This window comes from Streptomyces chiangmaiensis (genome assembly GCF_036281785.1).
In the GTDB taxonomy this organism is placed as follows: Bacteria; Actinomycetota; Actinomycetes; order Streptomycetales; family Streptomycetaceae; genus Streptomyces; species Streptomyces chiangmaiensis.
The window spans coordinates 1-17,504 of sequence record NZ_JAYWVC010000106.1; the positions used below are offsets into that span (position 1 = coordinate 1).

At 71.0% G+C, this 17,504-nt stretch carries 17 protein-coding genes; 4 read left to right on the top strand and 13 right to left on the bottom strand.

What is annotated here, in order from left to right; genetic code table 11:
• Positions 1 to 222: 222 nt before the first annotated feature.
• From VXC91_RS26050 to VXC91_RS26060, 3 genes are all read right to left on the bottom strand, one after another.
• Positions 223 to 1,488 carry a polysaccharide deacetylase family protein gene (locus tag VXC91_RS26050; RefSeq protein WP_329509769.1) on the bottom strand — a complete coding sequence of 422 codons (1,266 nt, stop codon included), beginning with the start codon at positions 1,486 to 1,488 and terminating at the stop codon, positions 223 to 225.
• A gap of 193 nt (positions 1,489 to 1,681) precedes the next feature.
• Entirely contained in the window at positions 1,682 to 2,407 is a 726-nt protein-coding gene (locus VXC91_RS26055; RefSeq protein WP_329509770.1) for a DUF4232 domain-containing protein, read from the bottom strand.
• Between the two features lie 148 nt (positions 2,408 to 2,555).
• Entirely contained in the window at positions 2,556 to 3,938 is a 1,383-nt protein-coding gene (locus VXC91_RS26060; RefSeq protein ID WP_329509771.1) for a serine/threonine-protein kinase, read from the bottom strand.
• A 46-nt stretch (positions 3,939 to 3,984) separates the two neighbouring features.
• On the opposite strand from VXC91_RS26060, the gene VXC91_RS26065 reads away from it, so the two are divergent.
• Positions 3,985 to 4,536, top strand: coding sequence for an RNA polymerase sigma factor (locus tag VXC91_RS26065; RefSeq protein ID WP_329509772.1), 552 nt, complete (start codon positions 3,985 to 3,987; stop codon positions 4,534 to 4,536).
• A gap of 66 nt (positions 4,537 to 4,602) precedes the next feature.
• On the opposite strand, the gene VXC91_RS26070 is transcribed toward VXC91_RS26065, so the two are convergent.
• From VXC91_RS26070 to VXC91_RS26085, 4 genes are all read right to left on the bottom strand, one after another.
• The gene (locus VXC91_RS26070; RefSeq protein WP_408057475.1) at positions 4,603 to 4,740 is read right to left on the bottom strand and encodes a hypothetical protein; all 138 of its coding nucleotides are present in this window, start codon (positions 4,738 to 4,740) and stop codon (positions 4,603 to 4,605) included.
• Between the two features lie 93 nt (positions 4,741 to 4,833).
• A complete protein-coding gene (locus VXC91_RS26075) occupies positions 4,834 to 5,748 on the bottom strand; it encodes an SDR family oxidoreductase (RefSeq protein ID WP_329509773.1) in 915 nt (304 codons plus the stop codon).
• 105 nt (positions 5,749 to 5,853) lie between these two features.
• Complete coding sequence (locus VXC91_RS26080; RefSeq protein ID WP_329509774.1) at positions 5,854 to 6,483, bottom strand: MBL fold metallo-hydrolase; 630 nt, start codon at positions 6,481 to 6,483, stop codon at positions 5,854 to 5,856.
• On the bottom strand, positions 6,483 to 7,571 hold the full coding sequence (locus tag VXC91_RS26085) for an S-(hydroxymethyl)mycothiol dehydrogenase (protein WP_329509775.1): 1,089 nt from the start codon (positions 7,569 to 7,571) through the stop codon (positions 6,483 to 6,485). The genes VXC91_RS26080 and VXC91_RS26085 overlap by 1 nt, the downstream gene beginning before the upstream one ends.
• 222 nt (positions 7,572 to 7,793) lie before the next feature.
• Here VXC91_RS26085 and VXC91_RS26090 point away from each other — a divergent pair, with 222 nt between their 5' ends.
• Positions 7,794 to 9,560 carry an ABC transporter ATP-binding protein gene (locus VXC91_RS26090; protein ID WP_329509776.1) on the top strand — a complete coding sequence of 589 codons (1,767 nt, stop codon included), beginning with the start codon at positions 7,794 to 7,796 and terminating at the stop codon, positions 9,558 to 9,560.
• A 13-nt stretch (positions 9,561 to 9,573) separates the two neighbouring features.
• Here the strand turns inward: VXC91_RS26090 and VXC91_RS26095 are convergent, their stop codons facing one another.
• The 4 genes from VXC91_RS26095 to VXC91_RS26110 all read right to left on the bottom strand — a co-directional run bounded on the left by VXC91_RS26095 (position 9,574) and on the right by VXC91_RS26110 (position 12,387).
• Positions 9,574 to 10,098: a MarR family winged helix-turn-helix transcriptional regulator gene (locus tag VXC91_RS26095; protein ID WP_329509777.1), complete on the bottom strand. Its 525-nt coding sequence runs from the start codon at positions 10,096 to 10,098 to the stop codon at positions 9,574 to 9,576.
• 252 nt (positions 10,099 to 10,350) lie between these two features.
• Positions 10,351 to 11,208 (bottom strand): LysR family transcriptional regulator, encoded by an 858-nt coding sequence (locus VXC91_RS26100; RefSeq protein WP_329509778.1) that lies wholly within the window; start codon positions 11,206 to 11,208, stop codon positions 10,351 to 10,353.
• A gap of 174 nt (positions 11,209 to 11,382) precedes the next feature.
• Positions 11,383 to 11,862 carry a PaaI family thioesterase gene (locus VXC91_RS26105; RefSeq protein WP_329509779.1) on the bottom strand — a complete coding sequence of 160 codons (480 nt, stop codon included), beginning with the start codon at positions 11,860 to 11,862 and terminating at the stop codon, positions 11,383 to 11,385.
• Between the two features lie 228 nt (positions 11,863 to 12,090).
• A complete protein-coding gene (locus tag VXC91_RS26110; protein ID WP_329509780.1) occupies positions 12,091 to 12,387 on the bottom strand; it encodes a hypothetical protein in 297 nt (98 codons plus the stop codon).
• A 171-nt stretch (positions 12,388 to 12,558) separates the two neighbouring features.
• On the opposite strand from VXC91_RS26110, the gene VXC91_RS26115 reads away from it, so the two are divergent.
• Positions 12,559 to 12,924, top strand: a complete 366-nt coding sequence (locus tag VXC91_RS26115) for a nuclear transport factor 2 family protein (RefSeq protein WP_329509781.1) — start codon at positions 12,559 to 12,561, stop codon at positions 12,922 to 12,924.
• Positions 12,925 to 13,207: 283 nt separating this feature from the next.
• On the opposite strand, the gene VXC91_RS26120 is transcribed toward VXC91_RS26115, so the two are convergent.
• Positions 13,208 to 13,867, bottom strand: a complete 660-nt coding sequence (locus VXC91_RS26120) for a TetR/AcrR family transcriptional regulator (protein ID WP_329509782.1) — start codon at positions 13,865 to 13,867, stop codon at positions 13,208 to 13,210.
• Positions 13,868 to 14,093: 226 nt separating this feature from the next.
• On the opposite strand from VXC91_RS26120, the gene VXC91_RS26125 reads away from it, so the two are divergent.
• The gene (locus tag VXC91_RS26125; RefSeq protein WP_329509783.1) at positions 14,094 to 15,347 is read left to right on the top strand and encodes a YncE family protein; all 1,254 of its coding nucleotides are present in this window, start codon (positions 14,094 to 14,096) and stop codon (positions 15,345 to 15,347) included.
• A gap of 115 nt (positions 15,348 to 15,462) precedes the next feature.
• Here the strand turns inward: VXC91_RS26125 and VXC91_RS26130 are convergent, their stop codons facing one another.
• Positions 15,463 to 17,451: a translation factor GTPase family protein gene (locus VXC91_RS26130; RefSeq protein WP_329509784.1), complete on the bottom strand. Its 1,989-nt coding sequence runs from the start codon at positions 17,449 to 17,451 to the stop codon at positions 15,463 to 15,465.
• Positions 17,452 to 17,504 lie beyond the last annotated feature (53 nt).

Sequence of the window (17,504 nt, forward strand, 5' to 3'; positions counted from 1 at the left end):
CACCGGCAACGTCCCCCTCACGGAACCAGCGATAGGCCGTATGCGGGTGCACACCGTTCGCCACCGCCCATTCCTTGAGGTTCATACAGCGACGATAACACCCACTCAGAGCCCCTAATGCACACCGGAGTTGACCCAACCCCGAGCAGTTCGCGACCCCTCGAAGCGCCCCATGTGATCCATGTCGCAGACGCTACAGCGCCCACGACCGGACGGAGCCGGTCAGGACGCGGTCGCCGTCGGGGACGCCGGCACGCCCAGGAACTCCTCCCAGCCGCCGAGCGGCGATTGCCCGGGACTGAGGGTCCGCAGCTTCCCGAGGACCGCGGGATCCTGCGCCTCCAGCCACTGCACCAGCTGGCGGAAGGACACGAACCGCACGTCGTCGTGCTGCGCCATCAGCCCGATGGCCTCCTCCACGGCATCCATGTAGATGCCCCCGTTCCAGCGCTCGAAGTGGTTGCCGATGAAGAAGGGGGCGCGGTTGGCGTCGTAGGCGCGTCGGAACCCGGCCAGATAGGTGTCCCGGGCCTGGACGCGCCAGGCGTCGTACTGGGTACGGTCGCCCACGGGTTTGCCGGCGGACTGGTTGGCCATCATGTTGTAGTCCATCGACAGGACCTGGAAGGAGTGGCCGGCGAACGGTATGGACTGCAGGGGGAAGTCCCAGATCCGTCCACCCTGCATCTTGCCGGGCCAGATCTGCAGGCCGCCGGGCGAGCTGGCGTCGTACTTCCAGCCGAGTGCGGCCGCGGCGGGCAGCAGATTGGACTGGCCCTCGAGGCACGGGGTGCGCCCGCCGATCAGCTCCTTGCGGTAGTCGAAGGGCAGTGGGTCGAGGTCCGTGAAGCCGGTGTTGGTCTTCCACTCGGTGACGAAGCTCACGGCCTGGTCGATCTCGCTCTTCCACTCGGCGGGCGACCAGTTGCGCACCCCGTCGGCGCCGCAGAAGTGGCCGTTGAAGTGGGTGCCTATCTCGTGGCCCTCCAGCCAGGCGGCACGCACCTGCTGGAGCGTGGCGTGGATGTGCCGGTCGGTGAGGTAGGGGATGTCGGAGGCACCGACCGGGTGCTGCGGCGGACGGTAGAGCTCCTTCTTGGACTCCGGCAGGGTGTAGATGCCGCTGAGGAAGAAGGTCATCGCCGCGCCGTGGTCGGCCGCGACCTTGCGGAAGCGGGAGAAGAGCTGGTTGTTGAGCTCACCGGCGCCGTCCCAGGAGAACACCACGAACTGCGGGGGACGCTGACCGGGCTTCAGCCGCTCCGCCCTGGGCTGGTGCGGCTGGGCCCCGGTGTCGGCGGTGGAGCCGTCGCCGATGAGCTTCAGGGGCCGTTCCTTGAGGCTGCCCTTGCCTCCTGCGGGGCTTTCGCCGCCCTCGGGGCTCTCCCCGCCCACGGACCAGCCGCCTGGGGAACAGGCGGACAGTGCGCCCAGGGCGCCCGCCGTCGCCCCCGCGGTGAGCAGGCGCCTGCGTGAGATGCCGTTCATGGTCGTCCCCGTTTCCTCGTCGTGCGGCTCCCGGAGGGAGCCTCTCTTCGGTGTGGGTCGACGGGTTCGATGGGCGGGAGCGGCGGAAAGATCGCGGGGCCGGGGACGTGTTGCCGTCCTGTGACAACGGCAGCGGTTCCATGACAAACCCCGCTGCCGGCGAGCGGACAGCGGGGTACGGGGGCGGGGAGGGTCAGGCGCCGGTGCCCGCGCTGAAGACCGTCAGGAACGCGGTGGAGTAGTTGCCCGAGACGGGAACCGGTCCGCCGGCCCACTTCACCTTCAGGGAGTCCTTCTCGTCGGGCGGGGTGATGAGGATCGCCGTGGGCGTGGCCGTGTGAGCCTCACTGACCTCGGGGTTGGAGAAGGTCAGCCCGGCCCAGGCGCTCTTGCCCGGCGCCAGCGTGATCTTCGTGGGGCTCCCAGAGCTGCGCTTGGGGTCCGGACCCAGCTGCTTGCCCGAGGCGTCCACGAAGGCGGCGCCCGGGTAGCCCGCGATGGTGCAGGTGCGCCCGGAACTGTTGGTGAGGACGAGGGGGAAGTTCTCCTGGCCGGCCCCCGGGTTGTTGCGCCCGACCGTGGCCCGCAGTTCGGTCGTGTGGCAGCGGGTGCTCGTTGTGCCGCCCTTGGTGGCCGACGCCGAGGACGCCGTGTCGGGGCTGTCCGATGCCTTGTTCGTGGAATCGGGGCTGCCCGTGCCCGTCTCGGTGCCGTCGGCGCTCGTGTGGCCGCCGGAGGCGGGCTGGGCGGCCCCAGGAAGCTTCTGCGGAGCGCTGCTCGTACCGTGGTCGTTGCCGCAGGCGGTGAGCAGACCCAGGGCGGCGACCACGCCCAGCGCGGACACCACGCATCGCGCCGTCAGGAAGGGGGCCGTGCCGCCGGAGGCCGGACCCGCTGTGCCGCGTCGGAAGGTCACCATGTCTGTCGCTCCTCGAAACTCACCGCCCGCGCCGGGCGCGCGTGAACGGTGCCGTGTGCCCGTCCTCTCCGTCCGATGCGCTCCGGTCCGGAAAAGTTCGCGTCCATGGTCCGACCCTGGGTACGCCGCCGGCGGTCGGGGCCGGTCGTCATCCGGTGACCCGCACGGAGTCGAGGACCCGGTCGGTCTCGTCACTGCCGCCGTCCTGACGCAACTGTACGTACACCTGTGGCCGGCCGGTGCCGCCGACGGGTTCGAGGGCGGCCTCCGTGACGGAATCCCCGTCGGCGTCACAGTCGGTCCAGGTCCGTATGACGCCCCGCCAGTTCGTTCCACGGTAGTCATGGCCGCCCTCGTAGTGGCAGTCCGTGTGGTTGATCCCACGCACCTTGGCGGTGAGGTCTCCGTGCTCGCTCAGACCGATGAAGGCGCCGTTCGCGTCGGCGCCCAGGTCCGTCCACCGCGAGAGGTCGTCGGCCACCGCCAGTGCGGGTTCATGCCCGGTCGGCAGGCCCAGTGAGTCCGGGTTCCAGCCGGCATCCCGTAGCTGGCGGCCCCAGGACGCGGGCACCACCGCGTGGACACGCCCGGTGGAGTCCTGGACCCTCACCCCCGCCGACGGCTGCTGCCGCAGCAGCAGGGTGGTGGAGGCTGCGGCGACACCCGCGACGACCAGAGCGGCCACGGCCAGGACCATGCCGCCCCGGCGGCGGACCGGCCGCTCAGGGGCCGCCGCGAAGGAGGTGCCCGCAAGCCGGTCGAGCGCGTCCGCGAAGGCCTCGGCGGTCGGCCAGCGCCGCTCGCGCTCGGGTTCCATGGCCCGCAGGACCGCCCGCTGGACCTCGGCCGGCAGGCCGGGGCGGAGCCGGTCGGGGGGCTGAACGCGGCCCGGACGCGCGGGGACGGTGCCGGTGAGCAGGTGATAGCCGAGGGCCCCGAGGCTGTAGACGTCGGCGCGCGCGTCGATGCCGGAGCCGGGTTCGGTCTGTTCCGGCGCCGCGTACCCGGCGGAGCCCGCGGCCATCGTCAGTCCGGAGGCCTGGGCGAGACTCTTGGCCAGGCCGAGGTCCGCGAGCAGCAGCCGGGTGGAGCCGTCGGGCGCGGTCCGCAGGAGGACGTTGGAGGGCTTGATGTCACGGTGCACGATTCCGGCGTCGTGCAGAGCCTCCGCGGATCGGGCGGCCAGCGCGGTCAGGCGCAGGGCCTCCGCCACGGGGAGCGGGCTGCCGTCGATCCGGTCGGCGAGGGTGCCGCCGTCGGCGTACTCCATGACGAAATAGGGCCTGCCGTCGGGGAGCTCGCCGATGTCGTAGACCTGCACCACCCGGCTTGAGCCGGCCCGGCGCAGCAGGCGCGCCTCGGACAGGAAGCGCTCCCGGATGTCCAGCCGGTGAGCCCAGTTCTCGGCGAGCACCTTCACGGCGACGGGCGCTTCGAGGACGTCGTCGTGGGCAAGCCAGACGACACCGAACGCGCCACTTCCCAGGCGTCGTTCCAGGCGGTAGCGGTCGATCCGCTCCAGGGACTGCATGGGACTATCATGCCTGGTCGGATATGGACATCGAGGGGAGCTCCCAGTGAGGGATTCCGCAGACCCCGAGGAGCTCGCTCGGCGCGCGGCCGCGGGTGACACGGCGGCTCTTGACGCACTGCTCCAGCACATCCAGCCGGAGGTCGTGCGGCGCTGCGGACGATTCCTGCCGTGCCGGGAGGACGCCGAGGAGGCGGCACAGGACGTGCTGCTGCAGGTGGCCCGGAAGATCACCACGTTCCAGGGCCGCAGCCGCTTCGGTACGTGGCTGTACACGGTGGTCGCCAACTGCGCCCGCCAGAAGTACCGGGAGCTGAAGAGGCGGGCCGCCGAGCAGCCCGTACCCATCGACGCGGCGCAGCACGTGGATCCGCGGACCACCAGCGTGATCGCGGGGTCCCGGGTCGATCTGCTGGAGGCCCTCGAGCGGCTGGAGCGCGAGCATCCGCACCTGGTGGCACCGCTCGTCTACCGGGACATCTGCCAACTGGAGTACGCGGAGGTCGCCGAACGTGTCGGCGTCCCGCTGGGCACCCTGAAGTCCCGTCTGCACGAGGCGCGCAGGCAGGTCAGGCCCTGGCTGGCCGGCTCCGCCTGAGGGCGCGGTCATCCGTGCCGGGGCGGTACGGGCATCGCGTGCCGCCCCCGCGTGTCCGCCGCAGGGTCAGTGGCCGCTGACGGGGTGCGGCCGGTACGGCTCCTCCAGCGACTGGATCTCCTCGGCGGTGAGCTCGACGTCGAGCGCTGCGACCGCGTCGTCGATGTGGTGCGGCTTGGTGACGCCGACGATGGGTGCGGCCACGTGCCGTGCCGGGCGTCGCGAGCCGGTGAACCTTTCCGGTCGCCGCACTAGGTGCCGCCGAGCCCCGGCGCGGAAGGCACTGCGGCCTCCCGCTCAGCGGTACCCCGTCGCGTCCGCCGCCCCGCCCGCGTCCTGGACCTCGACGAGATACCGCCAGGCGTCGGGGCGGCTGCCGTCACGGTCCGTGAAACCGTACTCCTGGGCCAGCTGCCCACTGGCCAGCGACGCCCCGTTCCAGCGGGACACCTTCGGGTCGGCGGCCAGCGCGGCGACGGCCCGGCCGACGTAGTACGGGCTCTCGGAGATGCAGAAGTGCGGCACGCGTTCCAGTGCGTCGCGCCAGTTCTCCTCCGTCACCCCGAACGTCTCGAGCATCAGCTCCGAGCGCAGCCAGCCGGGGGTGAGGGCGACCGCGGTGGCGCTGCGCGATCCCAGCTCGTGGCCGAGGGCGAACGCCATGCGCAGCACGGACGCCTTGGCCAGGTCGTAGAAGAAGGAGACCCGGTAGGTGTCGCGGTTGTACTCGGCCGTTCCGTCGGTCATCTCCACGACCAGGCCGCCGGGGTGCCGCAGCAGCAGGGGCAGCGCATGGTGGTTGGTGATCGCGTGCGTCTCGACGGCGAGCCGCAGCAGCCGCAGCCCCTTGTCGAGGTCGTGCTCCCACACCGGGCGGTCCCACTCGAAGAGCTTCTCTCCGCCCCAGATGTCGTTGACGAGGATGTCCAGGCGCCCCTGCTCGTGCTCGACACGGTCCACGAGAGCGCGCACCTCGGCGGGGACCAGGTGGTCGGTGGGGACGGCGATGCCGTGCCCGCCCGCCGCGGTCACGAGCTCGGCCGTGTCCTCGATCGTCTCGGGCCGGTCGTACTCCGAACGCCGCTCGCGCGTGCTGCGCCCCGTCACGTACACCGTGGCGCCGGCCGCGCCCAGTTCCACGGCGATTCCCCGTCCCGCTCCCCGCGTCGCCCCCGCGACCAGTGCGACCCTGCCTGTCAGCGGCCCTGCCATGTCCGACCTCCGCGCTCTTTCGTTGAACCGTCCACGCCGAGGATGCCGCGGAAGCCGGACATCTTCCGTCGCCTTTTCCGGGTGTCCTTCGGACGTGCCCGGGGATCAGTGGCCGCGCGCGATCCACTCCTGGAGGTGGGGCGCCTCGGCGCCGATGGTCGTCGACTCGCCATGCCCCGTGCGGACCACCGTCTCGGGCGGGAGGGTCAGCAGCCGGTCCCGGATCGACTCGATGATCGTCGGGAAGTGCGAGTACGAGCGTCCGGTCGCCCCGGGCCCACCCTGGAACAGGGTGTCGCCGGTGAAGACGGTCCCGAGGCCCGGGTCGTAGAGGCAGACCGCGCCGGGTGCGTGGCCCGGCGTGTGCAGGACGGACAGATCGGCGCCGGCCGCCTCGATGACCTGGCCGTCGGCCAGCCAGTGGTCCGGGAGACGGCCGGGGTGGGTCATCTTCCACAGCGGCAGGTCGTCGGGGTGCAGCCAGATCGCCGCTCCGGTCCGCTCGGCGAGCGCGGGCGCGGCGTCGATGTGGTCGTTGTGGGCGTGCGTGCACACGATGGCGCGCAGCCGCCGGTCTCCGACGGCCGCGGCGATCGCGTCGGCGTCGTGGGCGGCGTCGATGACGAGGGCCTCGTGGTCGTCGCCGACGATCCACACGTTGTTGTCGACCTCCCAGGTGCCGCCGTCGAGGGAGAAGGTGCCGGAGGTGACCAGGCGGTCGATGCGGGCGGTCATCACAGCATCACCACCGAACGCAGGACGTCGCCGTGGCGCATGCGCTCGAAGGCCTTCTCCACCTCGTCGAGGGCGATGGTCTCGGTCACGAACTTCTCCAGCGGCAGACGCCCCTGGAGATGCAGGTCGATGAGCATGGGGAAGTCACGGGAGGGCAGACAGTCGCCGTACCAGGAGGACTTCAGGGCCCCGCCCCGCCCGAAGACGTCCAGAAGCGGGAGCTCCAGCTTCATCTCCGGGGTGGGAACGCCGACGAGGACGACGGTGCCGGCCAGGTCGCGGGCGTAGAAGGCCTGCCGGTACGTCTCCGGGCGGCCCACCGCGTCGATGACGACGTCGGCCCCGAAGCCGCCGGTCAGTTCGCGGACCGCTTCAACGGGGTCGGTCTCCCGGGAGTTGACGGTGTGGGTCGCTCCCAGTTCCCTCGCGCTGTTGAGCTTGCGGTCGTCGATGTCCACCACGATGATCTTCGACGCGCCCGCCAGATGCGACGCGGCGACCGCCGCGCCGCCGACCCCGCCGCAGCCGATGACCGCGACCGAGTCGCCCCGGCCGACGTTTCCGGTGTTGATGGCGGCACCGATACCGGCCATCACGCCGCAGCCCAGCAGCCCGGCCACGGCCGGGGAGACGGACGGGTCGACCTTGGTGCACTGTCCGGCGGCGACCAGCGTCTTGTCGGCGAAGGCACCGATACCGAGAGCCGGGGAGAGCTCCTGACCGGTCGCGGCGAGCGTCATCTTCTGCTTGGCGTTGTGGGTGTCGAAGCAGTACCAGGGGCGGCCGCGACGGCAGGCGCGACACTTGCCGCACACCGCCCGCCAGTTGAGGATCACGAAGTCGCCCGGGGCGACGTCCTCGACGCCCTCGCCGACCGACTCGACGATCCCGGCCGCCTCGTGGCCGAGCAGGAACGGGAAGTCGTCGGTGATGCCGCCCTGCTTGTAGTGCAGGTCCGTGTGGCACACGCCGCAGGCCTGGACGCACACCACCGCCTCACCGGGACCGGGGTCCGGTACGACGATCGTCTCCACCCGGACCGGCTCGTCCTTGCCAGGAGCGATCACGCCGCGTACTTCCTGCGCCATGGTGCTGCTGCCTTCCGTCGGTCGTGCGGGCGCCCGAGCGCGCCCGGTGCGGGCCACGGCGGCCCGCACCCATGATCCTCGCGCGACGGGCACGTCCTGCGCACGCATTCCGCGCGGGACGAGTCGGATCGCCCGTGGTCGGGGGGTGATCGACCGGCATACGGGTGACACCGCGCCACACGCCGGACGTACGCTGAACGCCCCTACTCCGCAAGGAACACCGTGAGCATCGCAGAGACCGAAGCCGATCCGGAACCGGTGCCGCCCGCGTGGCGGCTGCTTCTCGGATACGTACGACCGCATCGGTGGTCCCTCCTCGCGGGCGCGGTACTGGCGCTGACCACCGGTGCCACCGGGCTCCTCCTGCCGCTGGTGGCCCGGGGGCTGATCGACGACCTGGCGCACGACCGCTCGATCACCGCGGCGCTGCTCGGCATGTCGGGCCTGGTGGTCGCCAACGCGGCGGTGGGCGCGCTGGGTTCGTACGTGCTGCGGCGCACCGCCGAGTCCGTCGTACTGGGTGCGCGGCGTGCGCTGTCGTCATATCTGCTGCGCCTGCGGATCTCCGCCGTGGATCGCACGGAACCCGGCGATCTGATGGCCCGCATCACCTCCGACACCACGCTGCTGCGGGAGGTCACCACCGACTCGCTGGTCGGCCTCGGCACCGGCGGGCTCACGTTGGTCGCAACGGTCGTGATGATGGGCCTGGTCGACGCGGTGCTGCTGGGTGTCACGCTCGGCGTGATCCTGGGAGCGGGCGTGGTGCTCGGGCTCATCGTGCCGCGCATCAACCGGGCGAGCCGGCTGGCGCAGGACGCGGTCGGCGCCATGGGGGCCTCCCTGGAACGGGTCCTCGGCGCACTGCGCACGGTCAAGGCGTCCGGCGCGGAGCACCGCGAGGAGGAGGCCGTCCACACGGCGGCCGAGGAGTCGTGGCGGCAGAGCGTGCGGGCCGCCAAGTGGGCGGCGGCCGCGGGCAACACGGCGGGGCTCGCGATGCAGATCGCCTTCATCACCGTGCTGGCCGTGGGCGGCGCGCGGGTGGCGACGGGCGCCATCGACGTCGGCACACTGGTCGCGTTCCTGCTCTACGTCTTCTATCTGATGTCGCCGATCCAGCAGGTGGTCGGCGCGGTCACCCAGTACCAGACGGGCGCCGCCGCGCTCGCCCGGATCCAGGAGGCGCTGCGGCTGCCCGCCGAACCGCCCACGAAGCCTGCGGCGTTGCCCGCGCCGGGGTCGCAGCCCGCCACGCTCTCCTTCGAGGACGTGCGCTTCCGGTACGCCGACGACCTGCCGTATGTGCACCACGGTGTGACCTTCACGGTGCCGGCCCGAGGCATGACCGCATTCGTCGGCCCCTCGGGAGCGGGCAAGACGACCGTGTTCTCGCTGATAGAGCGGTTCTACGATCCCGAGTCGGGCGCCATCGCACTCGACGGCCGTGACATCGCCGCGTGGGAGCTGCCTCTGCTGCGGTCGGCCATCGGCTACGTCGAGCAGGATGCCCCGGTGCTGTCCGGTTCCCTTCGGGACAATCTGCTCCTCGGCAATCCGGAGGCCGACGACGCCGAGGTGCGGCGTGTCCTCAAGACGACACGGCTCGACGGTCTGGTGGAGCGGCTTCCCCGCGGTCTCGACACCCTGGTCGGGCATCGGGGGACCAAGCTCTCCGGCGGCGAGCGCCAGCGAGTCGCGATCGCGCGGGCGTTGCTGCGCCGTCCTCGCCTGCTGCTGCTCGACGAGGCGACGTCACAGCTCGACGCCGTCAACGAGGCCGCGCTGCGGGACACGGTCGCGGATGTCGCGCGCTCCACGACGGTCCTGGTGGTCGCGCATCGGCTGTCGACCGTGACGATGGCCGACCGGATCGTCGTCATGGACGCGGGCCGTGTCCGCGCGGTCGGTACGCATCGCGAACTGATCGCCGGGGACCCGCTCTACGCCGAACTGGCCGCGACCCAGTTCCTCGCCGCGGCCGGCTGACGCCCGGGGCGGATCAGGATTCGGGGCCGGCCGCTTCGAGGACCTCCTGACCGGCCTCGTCGTCGGCGGCGTAGGCGAGGAAGTCGTCGACCATGCGGTGGAAGAGGGTGGCCAGCTGCCGGAGTTCCTCGGGCGACCAGGCGGCCAGTGCCGCCTGCATGCCGCGGACGCCGGCGGCACGGATGCGGTCGATGGCTTCACGGCCGGAGACGGTGAGTTCGATGCGCTGGGCGCGGCCGTCGTCCGGGTCCGGCACACGGGAGACGTATCCCGACTTCTGCAGCTGCTGGACCTGCCGGGTCACATGGGACGCCTCGACGCCGAGCCGGTTGGCCAGCTCCCCCGGGCGCAGCGGCTCGGAGTCGACGATCTGCCGCAGCAGGGCCACGGCGGCGCGGTCCAGCGGCACGGCTGCCAGGGCCATCAGGCGGTCGTGCTGCCGGGCGCGTGTGCTCAGATATGTGATGCGGGTGAGCGCTCGCTCGATGTCGATCACTTCCGGCGAAGCGGGGGCTGAGAGCGGCTGCGGGGTGGGCATACCGGCCAGTTTACCATATCGTTGCCTGACTCAAGTAACTTCCTGCCGTCCCGTGCTCGGGCTCCGTCTCGGCCGAGGGACCCGGATGGGCCGAGAAGACCGGGCCCGGAGACGGCCGCATGGATCATGAGGTTGCCGCCGGCCAGGAGAACACCGTGACCGCGGTGCCCGCGACAGGGGTGCCCTGCTGGATCGGGCGCAGGCGGGCGCCGATGCGGCCCCGGGCGGCGGAGGCAACCGCCGCGGGGGCCGTCAGCCCATGCGGAAAAGGGAGATGAGCAGTTCGACCACGGACTGTGTGGCGGGATGCGGGCCGTCCCGCCACCAGGCGAGCCGTACGGCGATGGGCTCGGCGTCGCGCACCGGCCGGTAGACGACATCGGGCCGGGCGTACTGGACGGCGGTGGACTCCGCCGTCACCCCGACGCGGCGGCCGGTGGAGATCGCGGCCAGCCAGTCGTCCACGTCGTGCGCCTCCTCGGTGGTCGGGCGGGCGTCCGGGGGCCACAGGTCCGCGCTCGTGGTGCCGGTGCGCCGGTCGATCAGCAGAGTGCGCCCGCTGAGGTCCGCCAGACGCACCGAGCGGTGCCCGGCCAGCGGATCGTCTGCGGCCATCGCGCACAGCCTCCGCTCGAGTCCGACGATCGCCGAGTCGAAGCGGCGGTCGTCCACGGGCCTGCGCACGACCGACAGGTCACAGGCGCCCTCCGCGAGTCCTGCGGTGACCGAGTTGACCCGCACGAGGTGCAGTTCGGTGAGCGGGTGGCGCTCCCGCCAGCGCCGCTGGAAGGCGAGGGTGTGGCGGCCGATCGCCGACCAGGCGTAGCCGATCCGCAGACGGGCCGGGCCCGACGTGGCCCCCCGCACCAGGTCGTCGACCTCGGCGAGCACCCGTCGGGCGTGCGCCACCACCCGCAGCCCGGTACCGGTCGGGGCCACCTCGCGGGAGGTCCGGCGCAGCAGTCGTACCCCCAGAGCTCGTTCGAGCGAGGCCAGGGTACGGGACACGGCCGCCTGTGAGACGCCGAGGGCGACGGCCGCGTCGGTGAACGTGCCCTCGTCGACGATCGCGACGAGGCAGCGCAGCTGCCGCAGCTCCACTTCGTGCATGGCGCCAGCGTATGGACGGCGGGGCGGATGCCCCTTTCGCATGGTTCCGGCCCTCGCCCGATCGGACCATGAAGGGGCACGCCGCAAGGTCGGCACCACGAGCGGCTCGTGGCCTTCGACGCCCCCGGGCCGGTGAGCGTCGTCGTGCTGGGCCACTGCCTCACCGCGCGCCGTTCAGGGACGTGAGGCCTCCCCGGAGGGCGTGCGCCGCACGCTCCAGTCGAAGGTCCCTTGGCACACCACGGTTCCCGCCGCGTCGGTGATCTCGGCCCGAGTGGAGAGGCGCGCCCGGTGGGTCTCGCCCGTCCACAACGGGTACAGGGCATGCCGAGCCTCCTCGTCGAGCCGGCAGGCGGCGACCAGGCGCCCTCGGGCGGGAGCGAGGAAGTCCAGGGCGGCCGCTGTTCCCAGGGGCACGATCCGGTTCAGGGCCTCGGCGTGCGGCCCCGACGCGATGACGGCGCCCAGGCCGGCCGCGTCGAGCAGGGCGATCAGTCCGCTGGAATGCAGCGAGCCGATGACGTTGGTCAGGTCCGCGGGGGTCTCGCACGCGAGTACGGCCTCACCGTCCACGGCCCGCAGCACCTCCATCCGGGCCGTGCGATGCGCCGGAACGGACTCCAACAGCGTTCGGGCCAGTGCCGTCATGTCCATCCCGTCAGCCTCGCAGGGAGCGATGGCGCGTGGGTGACCACGGGGCAACGCCCGATCGCCGCGGTCCGAACGACCGTCAGAAGGGTTAGTGCGAGTGCAGAAGGGTGACCGACGTTGTTCGCCTCGTGAAATGCGATCTGCGTGATGCTCCGACCGGCCTCCGGGAATGTCAAGGCCCCCGGAACCTGAGCACAGCCGGGGGCCCTGCGTCCTTGTCCCGTGGGCGCGCTATGAGGCGACGGGCGGTACCAGCCCCGTGATGGGCGCGACCTGGTCGGTGGCCTGGTGCAGCTGTTGGAGGTCGTTGAGGCGGTTCAGGCCTTCGAGCTGGGTCGACGTCCGAGGGATCTCGTCCTTGTGCTGCGCCGGGATCTCGCTCTGGGCCAGCGGGTCGAGCAGGGTGACCGGGTTCAGCCTGCCGGAGTCCGGGTTCTCGGCAGGGGCCGCGGTGGCCATCGGTGCGGCCAGGCCCGTGACGCCGACGGCGAGACCGACCGCGGCAACAATGCGTCGTGTTGAGATCATGCCTTCAGCAACGGCACGGGGTAACTGGCGGTCACGGGACCGGGTCCGCCCTCACCCGACAGGCGCACAGCCCCTGCTGCGCTTGCCGAGGGCCCCGGCGCGGAGGACGCTCGAAGAGGAGGCCCTCGTGGCTCGCCGCCCGCCGGACCCGGGCCTTCGAAGGAGGTCATCATGGGCACCGCGGCAGGCACCGCCTTCGACACCCACACCCTGCGCCATGGTGTCGAAGACGAGGATGCGCAGGCTCTGTTGTCGCTCTACACGGACGACGCGGAGATCCGCATCGTCGACCGTCACTCGCAGCCCAGTCACCCGAAGATCCTGCGCGGCCGGAACCAGATCGGCGAGATGCTCGCCGACGTCTACAGCCGGGACATGAGCCACCATCTGGACCGCTGCGTCGTCCAGGGCGACCATGTCGCCTTCACCGAGTCCTGCCGCTACCGGGACGGTGTCCGGGTACTGGCCAATTCCATGGCGTCGTTGCGTGACGGCAAGATCGCCGAGCAGATCCTCCTGCAGGCATGGGACGAGTAGGACGGCAGCGCCGCCTGAAGTTCCAGGTCAGCTCCCGGCTCTCCTGGACCTTCTCGGCGAGGGCGGAACTGCGCCGTCGGGGCCGGACTCTGCCGCCGCCGTCGCTGTGTGCGGCAGGCCTGCGAACGTCCGCCGCCCTTCTGCACACGGTACTGCGCGCCGGGCGTGCGCGCCCCTGCCCTCCGGCACCGCATGCCCCTCGGAGGCGGCGTACCCGTCATCGGTGAGCCGCACCTGGCACCGGCCGCCCGGTCGCCGCCATGCCGCCGGCTGCCGGGACCCTTCAGGCACCCGGCGGCCATCCCGTAGGCCGCAGGATGGCGAGGAGTTGCCGGACCAGCTCATTCACGATCTCGTCGAGGGTCGCGTCCACCCAGCCGGCCCGCCAGTCGTGCAGCAGGCCGTTGACACTGCCGATGAACGCCGTGGCCGCGATCCGGTAGTCCCGCGGGGCCGCTTCTCCCCGTGCGACGGCATCGGCTGCCCCCGCGCAGATGAAGTCCACCCACCGGGAGCGCCGTTCCAGCCGTTGCTCCTCCAGCCTGGGGCTGACGCCGATGATCTCGACGAAGGTGATGCGGATCCGGCGCGGATCGGAGGTGACGTTCGCCGCGTAGGCCCGGAAGATCGCGGTGGCACGCTCGGCGAGCGGCAGGTCACGGGTCTCGGCGAGGGCGGCGGAGGCGGCTTCCTCCGCCCAGCCGTTGACCTGGAGGTGCAGGACGGCCAGCACGTCCTCGAGAGTGTGGAACTCCTCGTAGAACTGACGCGTCGACAGTCCCGCCGCCTCGCTCAGCGCGGCGACCGTGGTGCCCCGGAAACCGGGGCTGTCGCCGAAGAGCTGGAGCGCGGCGTCCAGGAACCTCCGGCGCCGCTCGGCCTGCCGCTCCCCGGCCGACTTGCCCCCGTAGCGGCCCGTCGGCTGTCTGAGCCTGCCTGTCACGCGGATCCCTCGCCTTTCGTCGAACCGTTCGACGGTCGGTCGATTTTGTCGCGTACGGAGTCTTGTGAAGAGGCCCACCCCGTCCTTACTTTCCAGTAAGTCCATCTGAACGCAGGCGTATTCAGATTCCGAGCCGGCGGCCCGGCGGCCAGACCGCGCCGCACCACCAGCTCCGGTTTCTTGTCATGTCCTAATCGCGGCTGACCACCACAGACAAGGACCCGCCATGTTCGTGCTCAGATTCCGGCACCTCTTCTCCCTCGCCGCCGCCCTCGCCCTGACGGCCGGCGGGACGGCGACCGCCGCCTCCGCGCAGGACATCACCGCCGCCGCACTGCGCGAGGTGATGTTCGTGGGCAACAACTGGGACGGCACCGCCGATGTCATCGAGTCCACCGGCGGCTTCGCCAGGATCGGCCGTATCGACGTGATCCCCGACAAGGCACAGCGGATGGCGGAGATCAACGCCGATCCGATCAAGTGGATCTACTTCATGGCCATACGCAACAGCGTCGGCGAGGGTCACGACCAGTTCGTGGACGACATGTACTCCACTCCGGACGGAAGGTCGATGGTCGTCTCCCGGCCGAGCTTCGCCGACGTCGTGTCGATCGACCTCGCCACCGGAAGGATCAATTGGCGCTTCCCCGTGGCTGGTTACCGTGCCGACCACATGGCGGTCTCCCCCGACGGCACACGCGTCGCCGTCTCGGCCTCCACCGCGAACAAGGTGCAGGTGCTCGACATCGACACCGGCAGGGAACTGGGCGAGTTCGCGACCGGCGACAAGCCGCACGAGAACATCTTCACCAAGGACGGCAAGTACATCTGGAACATGGCCATCGGCGAGGTCAACACCGGGCTCGACGATCCCTTCTGGGACTGGACGAAGGGCGACCGCCACATCACGGTCGTGGACGCCACCACGTTCAAGCAGGTCAAGATCGTCGACATGCGCAGCAGGCTCGATGCGATCGGACTCGAGGACTTCTCCGACGCGGTGCGTCCCGCGGTCTTCACCCCCGACGAGTCCACGCTCTACTTCCAGGTGTCGTTCTTCAACGGCTTCCTGGAGTACGACGTGGCGACCGACAAGATCACCCGGGTGAGGGCCCTGCCGAAGAACCCGGCCACCAGCCAGGACCGCACCACGTGGGTCAACGACTCGCGCCACCACGGCATTTCGATGAACCCCTCCGGCACCGCGCTGTGCGTCGCGGGGACGATGGACGACTATGCGACCGTCGTGAACCGCGCCACGCTCCAGGAGGGTCCGCTGGTGACCGCGTCCAAGCCCTATTGGGCGACGGTGAGCGGCGACGGCAAGGACTGCATCATCTCGGAGAGCGGCGCCGACCGGGTCACCGCGATCGACTTCACGACCGGCGAGAAGGTGGTCTCGGTGCCGGTCGGCGACCACCCGCAGCGGGTGCGCCTGGCACACGTCCCCGCGGACTGGACGGGCCCCTCCGCCGGCTGACCTCCTCCCGGGCCCACGCCGACGGCTCCGTCCGTGCCACGCTCGGCAGGGCGCGGACGGAGCCGTCACTCGGTGTGACGAGCGCGTGGTGCAGGGGACGCGGCCGGAGCGACGTTCAGCCACCGACTCTGCGCGTCACCTTCAGCAGGTACTCCTTCCGGTTCAGCGGGTTGTGGTCGGTGCGCGGCCGCTCGGGCACCGACCCGGCCGACACCGCCGCGTAGTGCCCGAAGGCGCTCTCCAGCTCGCCCTCGCCCCGCGTCAGCCCCGGCAGCTGTTGCTCCAGGGTGTGCATCCAGGCCGCCGGGACCGCGCCCTGAAGGACACAGACGGAACCTCTCGTCTCGGTCGTCCGCGGCACGGCCCGCACCGCGGCGAGCACCGGCAGCAGGGCGCCGAGCGTGTCCGCCGGGGCCTCGATGCGGAAGCTGTGCATCGGCTCGTACACACAGGTGCCCGCGAGGCGCAGTGCCTCGATCAACACCAGCGGGGTCAGGCCGCGGAAGTCCGCCCCCGTGCTCGACATGCTCTTGTCGAACCCCTGGTGGGCGTGGCTCTGCCGGGGCGAGTAGCCGGAGTGGGTCATGGTGACCGTGCAGTCGGTGACCGCCCAGCCGTGCAACCCCTGCCCGAGTGTCTCCCGCACCGTGTCCTCGACCGCCTTGAAGAACGCGTACGGCATCGAGCCCAGCTCCACCTCCAGCCGGAAGTCCACGCCCCCACCCACCGGCGCGGGGTCGACACGCAGACCGACCGTGGCGAGGAACGGGTTCGGGTCCTTCTTGTTGAACTCCACGGCCGCTCCCGTACCGACCGGCCGCTCGATGCACAGCGGGGTCGTCTCCCGGAAGGTGACGTCGAGGGCGAACTCATCGGCCAGCGTGGCCTGGACGACCTCCTTCTGGACCTCGCCGTAGAGGGACACGGAGGTCTCCTGCCGCACCTCGTCGTGCCTGAGGTCGATCAGCGGGTCCTGTTCGGCCAGCCGGGTGAGTGCGAGATGCAGGGCCCTCGTGTCGGCGCCGGGCCCCGGTACTACCACGGTCTCCAGCGTGGGTGGCGCGAAGAAGTGCTCGCACGCATGGCGCCGCACGCCGATGTCGTCGCCGATCCTGACGTCGGCGAGTCCCCACAGCCTGCCGATGCGACCGGCGGGCACCGCGTCCTCCCGGACGTCCGTGCCTCGGTCGAAGACGCTGATCGCGGTGACGCGGTCCTCAGGTCGGCCGTCGCCGAAGGCAACCCGGTCGCGGACACGGAGCGTTCCGGTGAACATGCGCGCGTACGCCACCTTCTCCCCCGCCGGCCCCCGCTCGACCTTGAAGACCGTGCCGGAGACCGGCCCTTCGGGATCGCACCCGGCAGCCGGGAGCAGTTCCTTGATGCCCTCGATCAGCTGTGGCACCCCCGCGCCCGTGATCGCCGAACCGAAGAACACCGGGTGCGTCCGGGCGCGCCGGGTCTGCTCCACGAGTGCGGTGCGCAACCGGTCGTACGACACCGTGTCCTCGACGTACGCGGCCAGCAGTTCCTCGTCGTGTTCGGTGAGGACGTCGAGCAACCGGCCGGTGAAGGCGGGGTCCTGGGCGTCGTACGGCAGGACGTGCGCGGCGGGCGTGCCGAGCCGTTCCGGCCGGCCCATGGGGACGACCGACGGTGTCAGTCGGCGTGCCAGCGCGTCGAGCGTGCGGTCGTGGTGCGCGCCGCCGCGGTCGATCTTGTTGATGAAGACGAGCGTGGGAATGCGTAGCCGTCGCAGGGTCCGCATGAGCACGCGTGTCTGCGCCTGGACCCCTTCCACGGCCGACACGACGAGCACCGCGCCGTCGAGCACGCTCAGCACCCGCTCCACCTCGGCGATGAAGTCCGGGTGACCCGGAGTGTCGATCAGATTGACGGTGACGTCGTCCAGCATGAAGGAGACGACGGCCGACTTGATGGTGATCCCGCGCTGCCTCTCCAGCGCGAGTGAATCGGTCTGGGTGTTCCCGTCGTCGACGCTGCCGACTTCGTCGATCACCCCGGCCGTGTACAGGAGCCGCTCGGTGAGGCTCGTCTTACCGGCGTCTACATGCGCCAGGATTCCCAGGTTCAGCGTGTGCACGAAGCGTCATGTCCTTCGAAACGGGGATGGTTCCTTGCTGGGTGGACATGAAC

Bases quoted from the DNA above. Each gene is read 5' to 3' on its own strand.
- VXC91_RS26105 (WP_329509779.1), bottom strand. From the start codon at position 11,862: ATGGACATGACGGCACTGGCCCGAACGCTGTTGGAGTCCGTTCCGGCG.
- VXC91_RS26050 (WP_329509769.1), bottom strand. From the start codon at position 1,488: ATGAACGGCATCTCACGCAGGCGCCTGCTCACCGCGGGGGCGACGGCG.
- VXC91_RS26085 (WP_329509775.1), bottom strand. From the start codon at position 7,571: ATGGCGCAGGAAGTACGCGGCGTGATCGCTCCTGGCAAGGACGAGCCG.
- VXC91_RS26060 (WP_329509771.1), bottom strand. From the start codon at position 3,938: ATGCAGTCCCTGGAGCGGATCGACCGCTACCGCCTGGAACGACGCCTG.
- VXC91_RS26095 (WP_329509777.1), bottom strand. From the start codon at position 10,098: ATGCCCACCCCGCAGCCGCTCTCAGCCCCCGCTTCGCCGGAAGTGATC.
- VXC91_RS26110 (WP_329509780.1), bottom strand. From the start codon at position 12,387: ATGATCTCAACACGACGCATTGTTGCCGCGGTCGGTCTCGCCGTCGGC.
- VXC91_RS26115 (WP_329509781.1), top strand. From the start codon at position 12,559: ATGGGCACCGCGGCAGGCACCGCCTTCGACACCCACACCCTGCGCCAT.
- VXC91_RS26080 (WP_329509774.1), bottom strand. From the start codon at position 6,483: ATGACCGCCCGCATCGACCGCCTGGTCACCTCCGGCACCTTCTCCCTC.
- VXC91_RS26100 (WP_329509778.1), bottom strand. From the start codon at position 11,208: ATGCACGAAGTGGAGCTGCGGCAGCTGCGCTGCCTCGTCGCGATCGTC.
- VXC91_RS26075 (WP_329509773.1), bottom strand. From the start codon at position 5,748: ATGGCAGGGCCGCTGACAGGCAGGGTCGCACTGGTCGCGGGGGCGACG.
- VXC91_RS26055 (WP_329509770.1), bottom strand. From the start codon at position 2,407: ATGGTGACCTTCCGACGCGGCACAGCGGGTCCGGCCTCCGGCGGCACG.
- VXC91_RS26125 (WP_329509783.1), top strand. From the start codon at position 14,094: ATGTTCGTGCTCAGATTCCGGCACCTCTTCTCCCTCGCCGCCGCCCTC.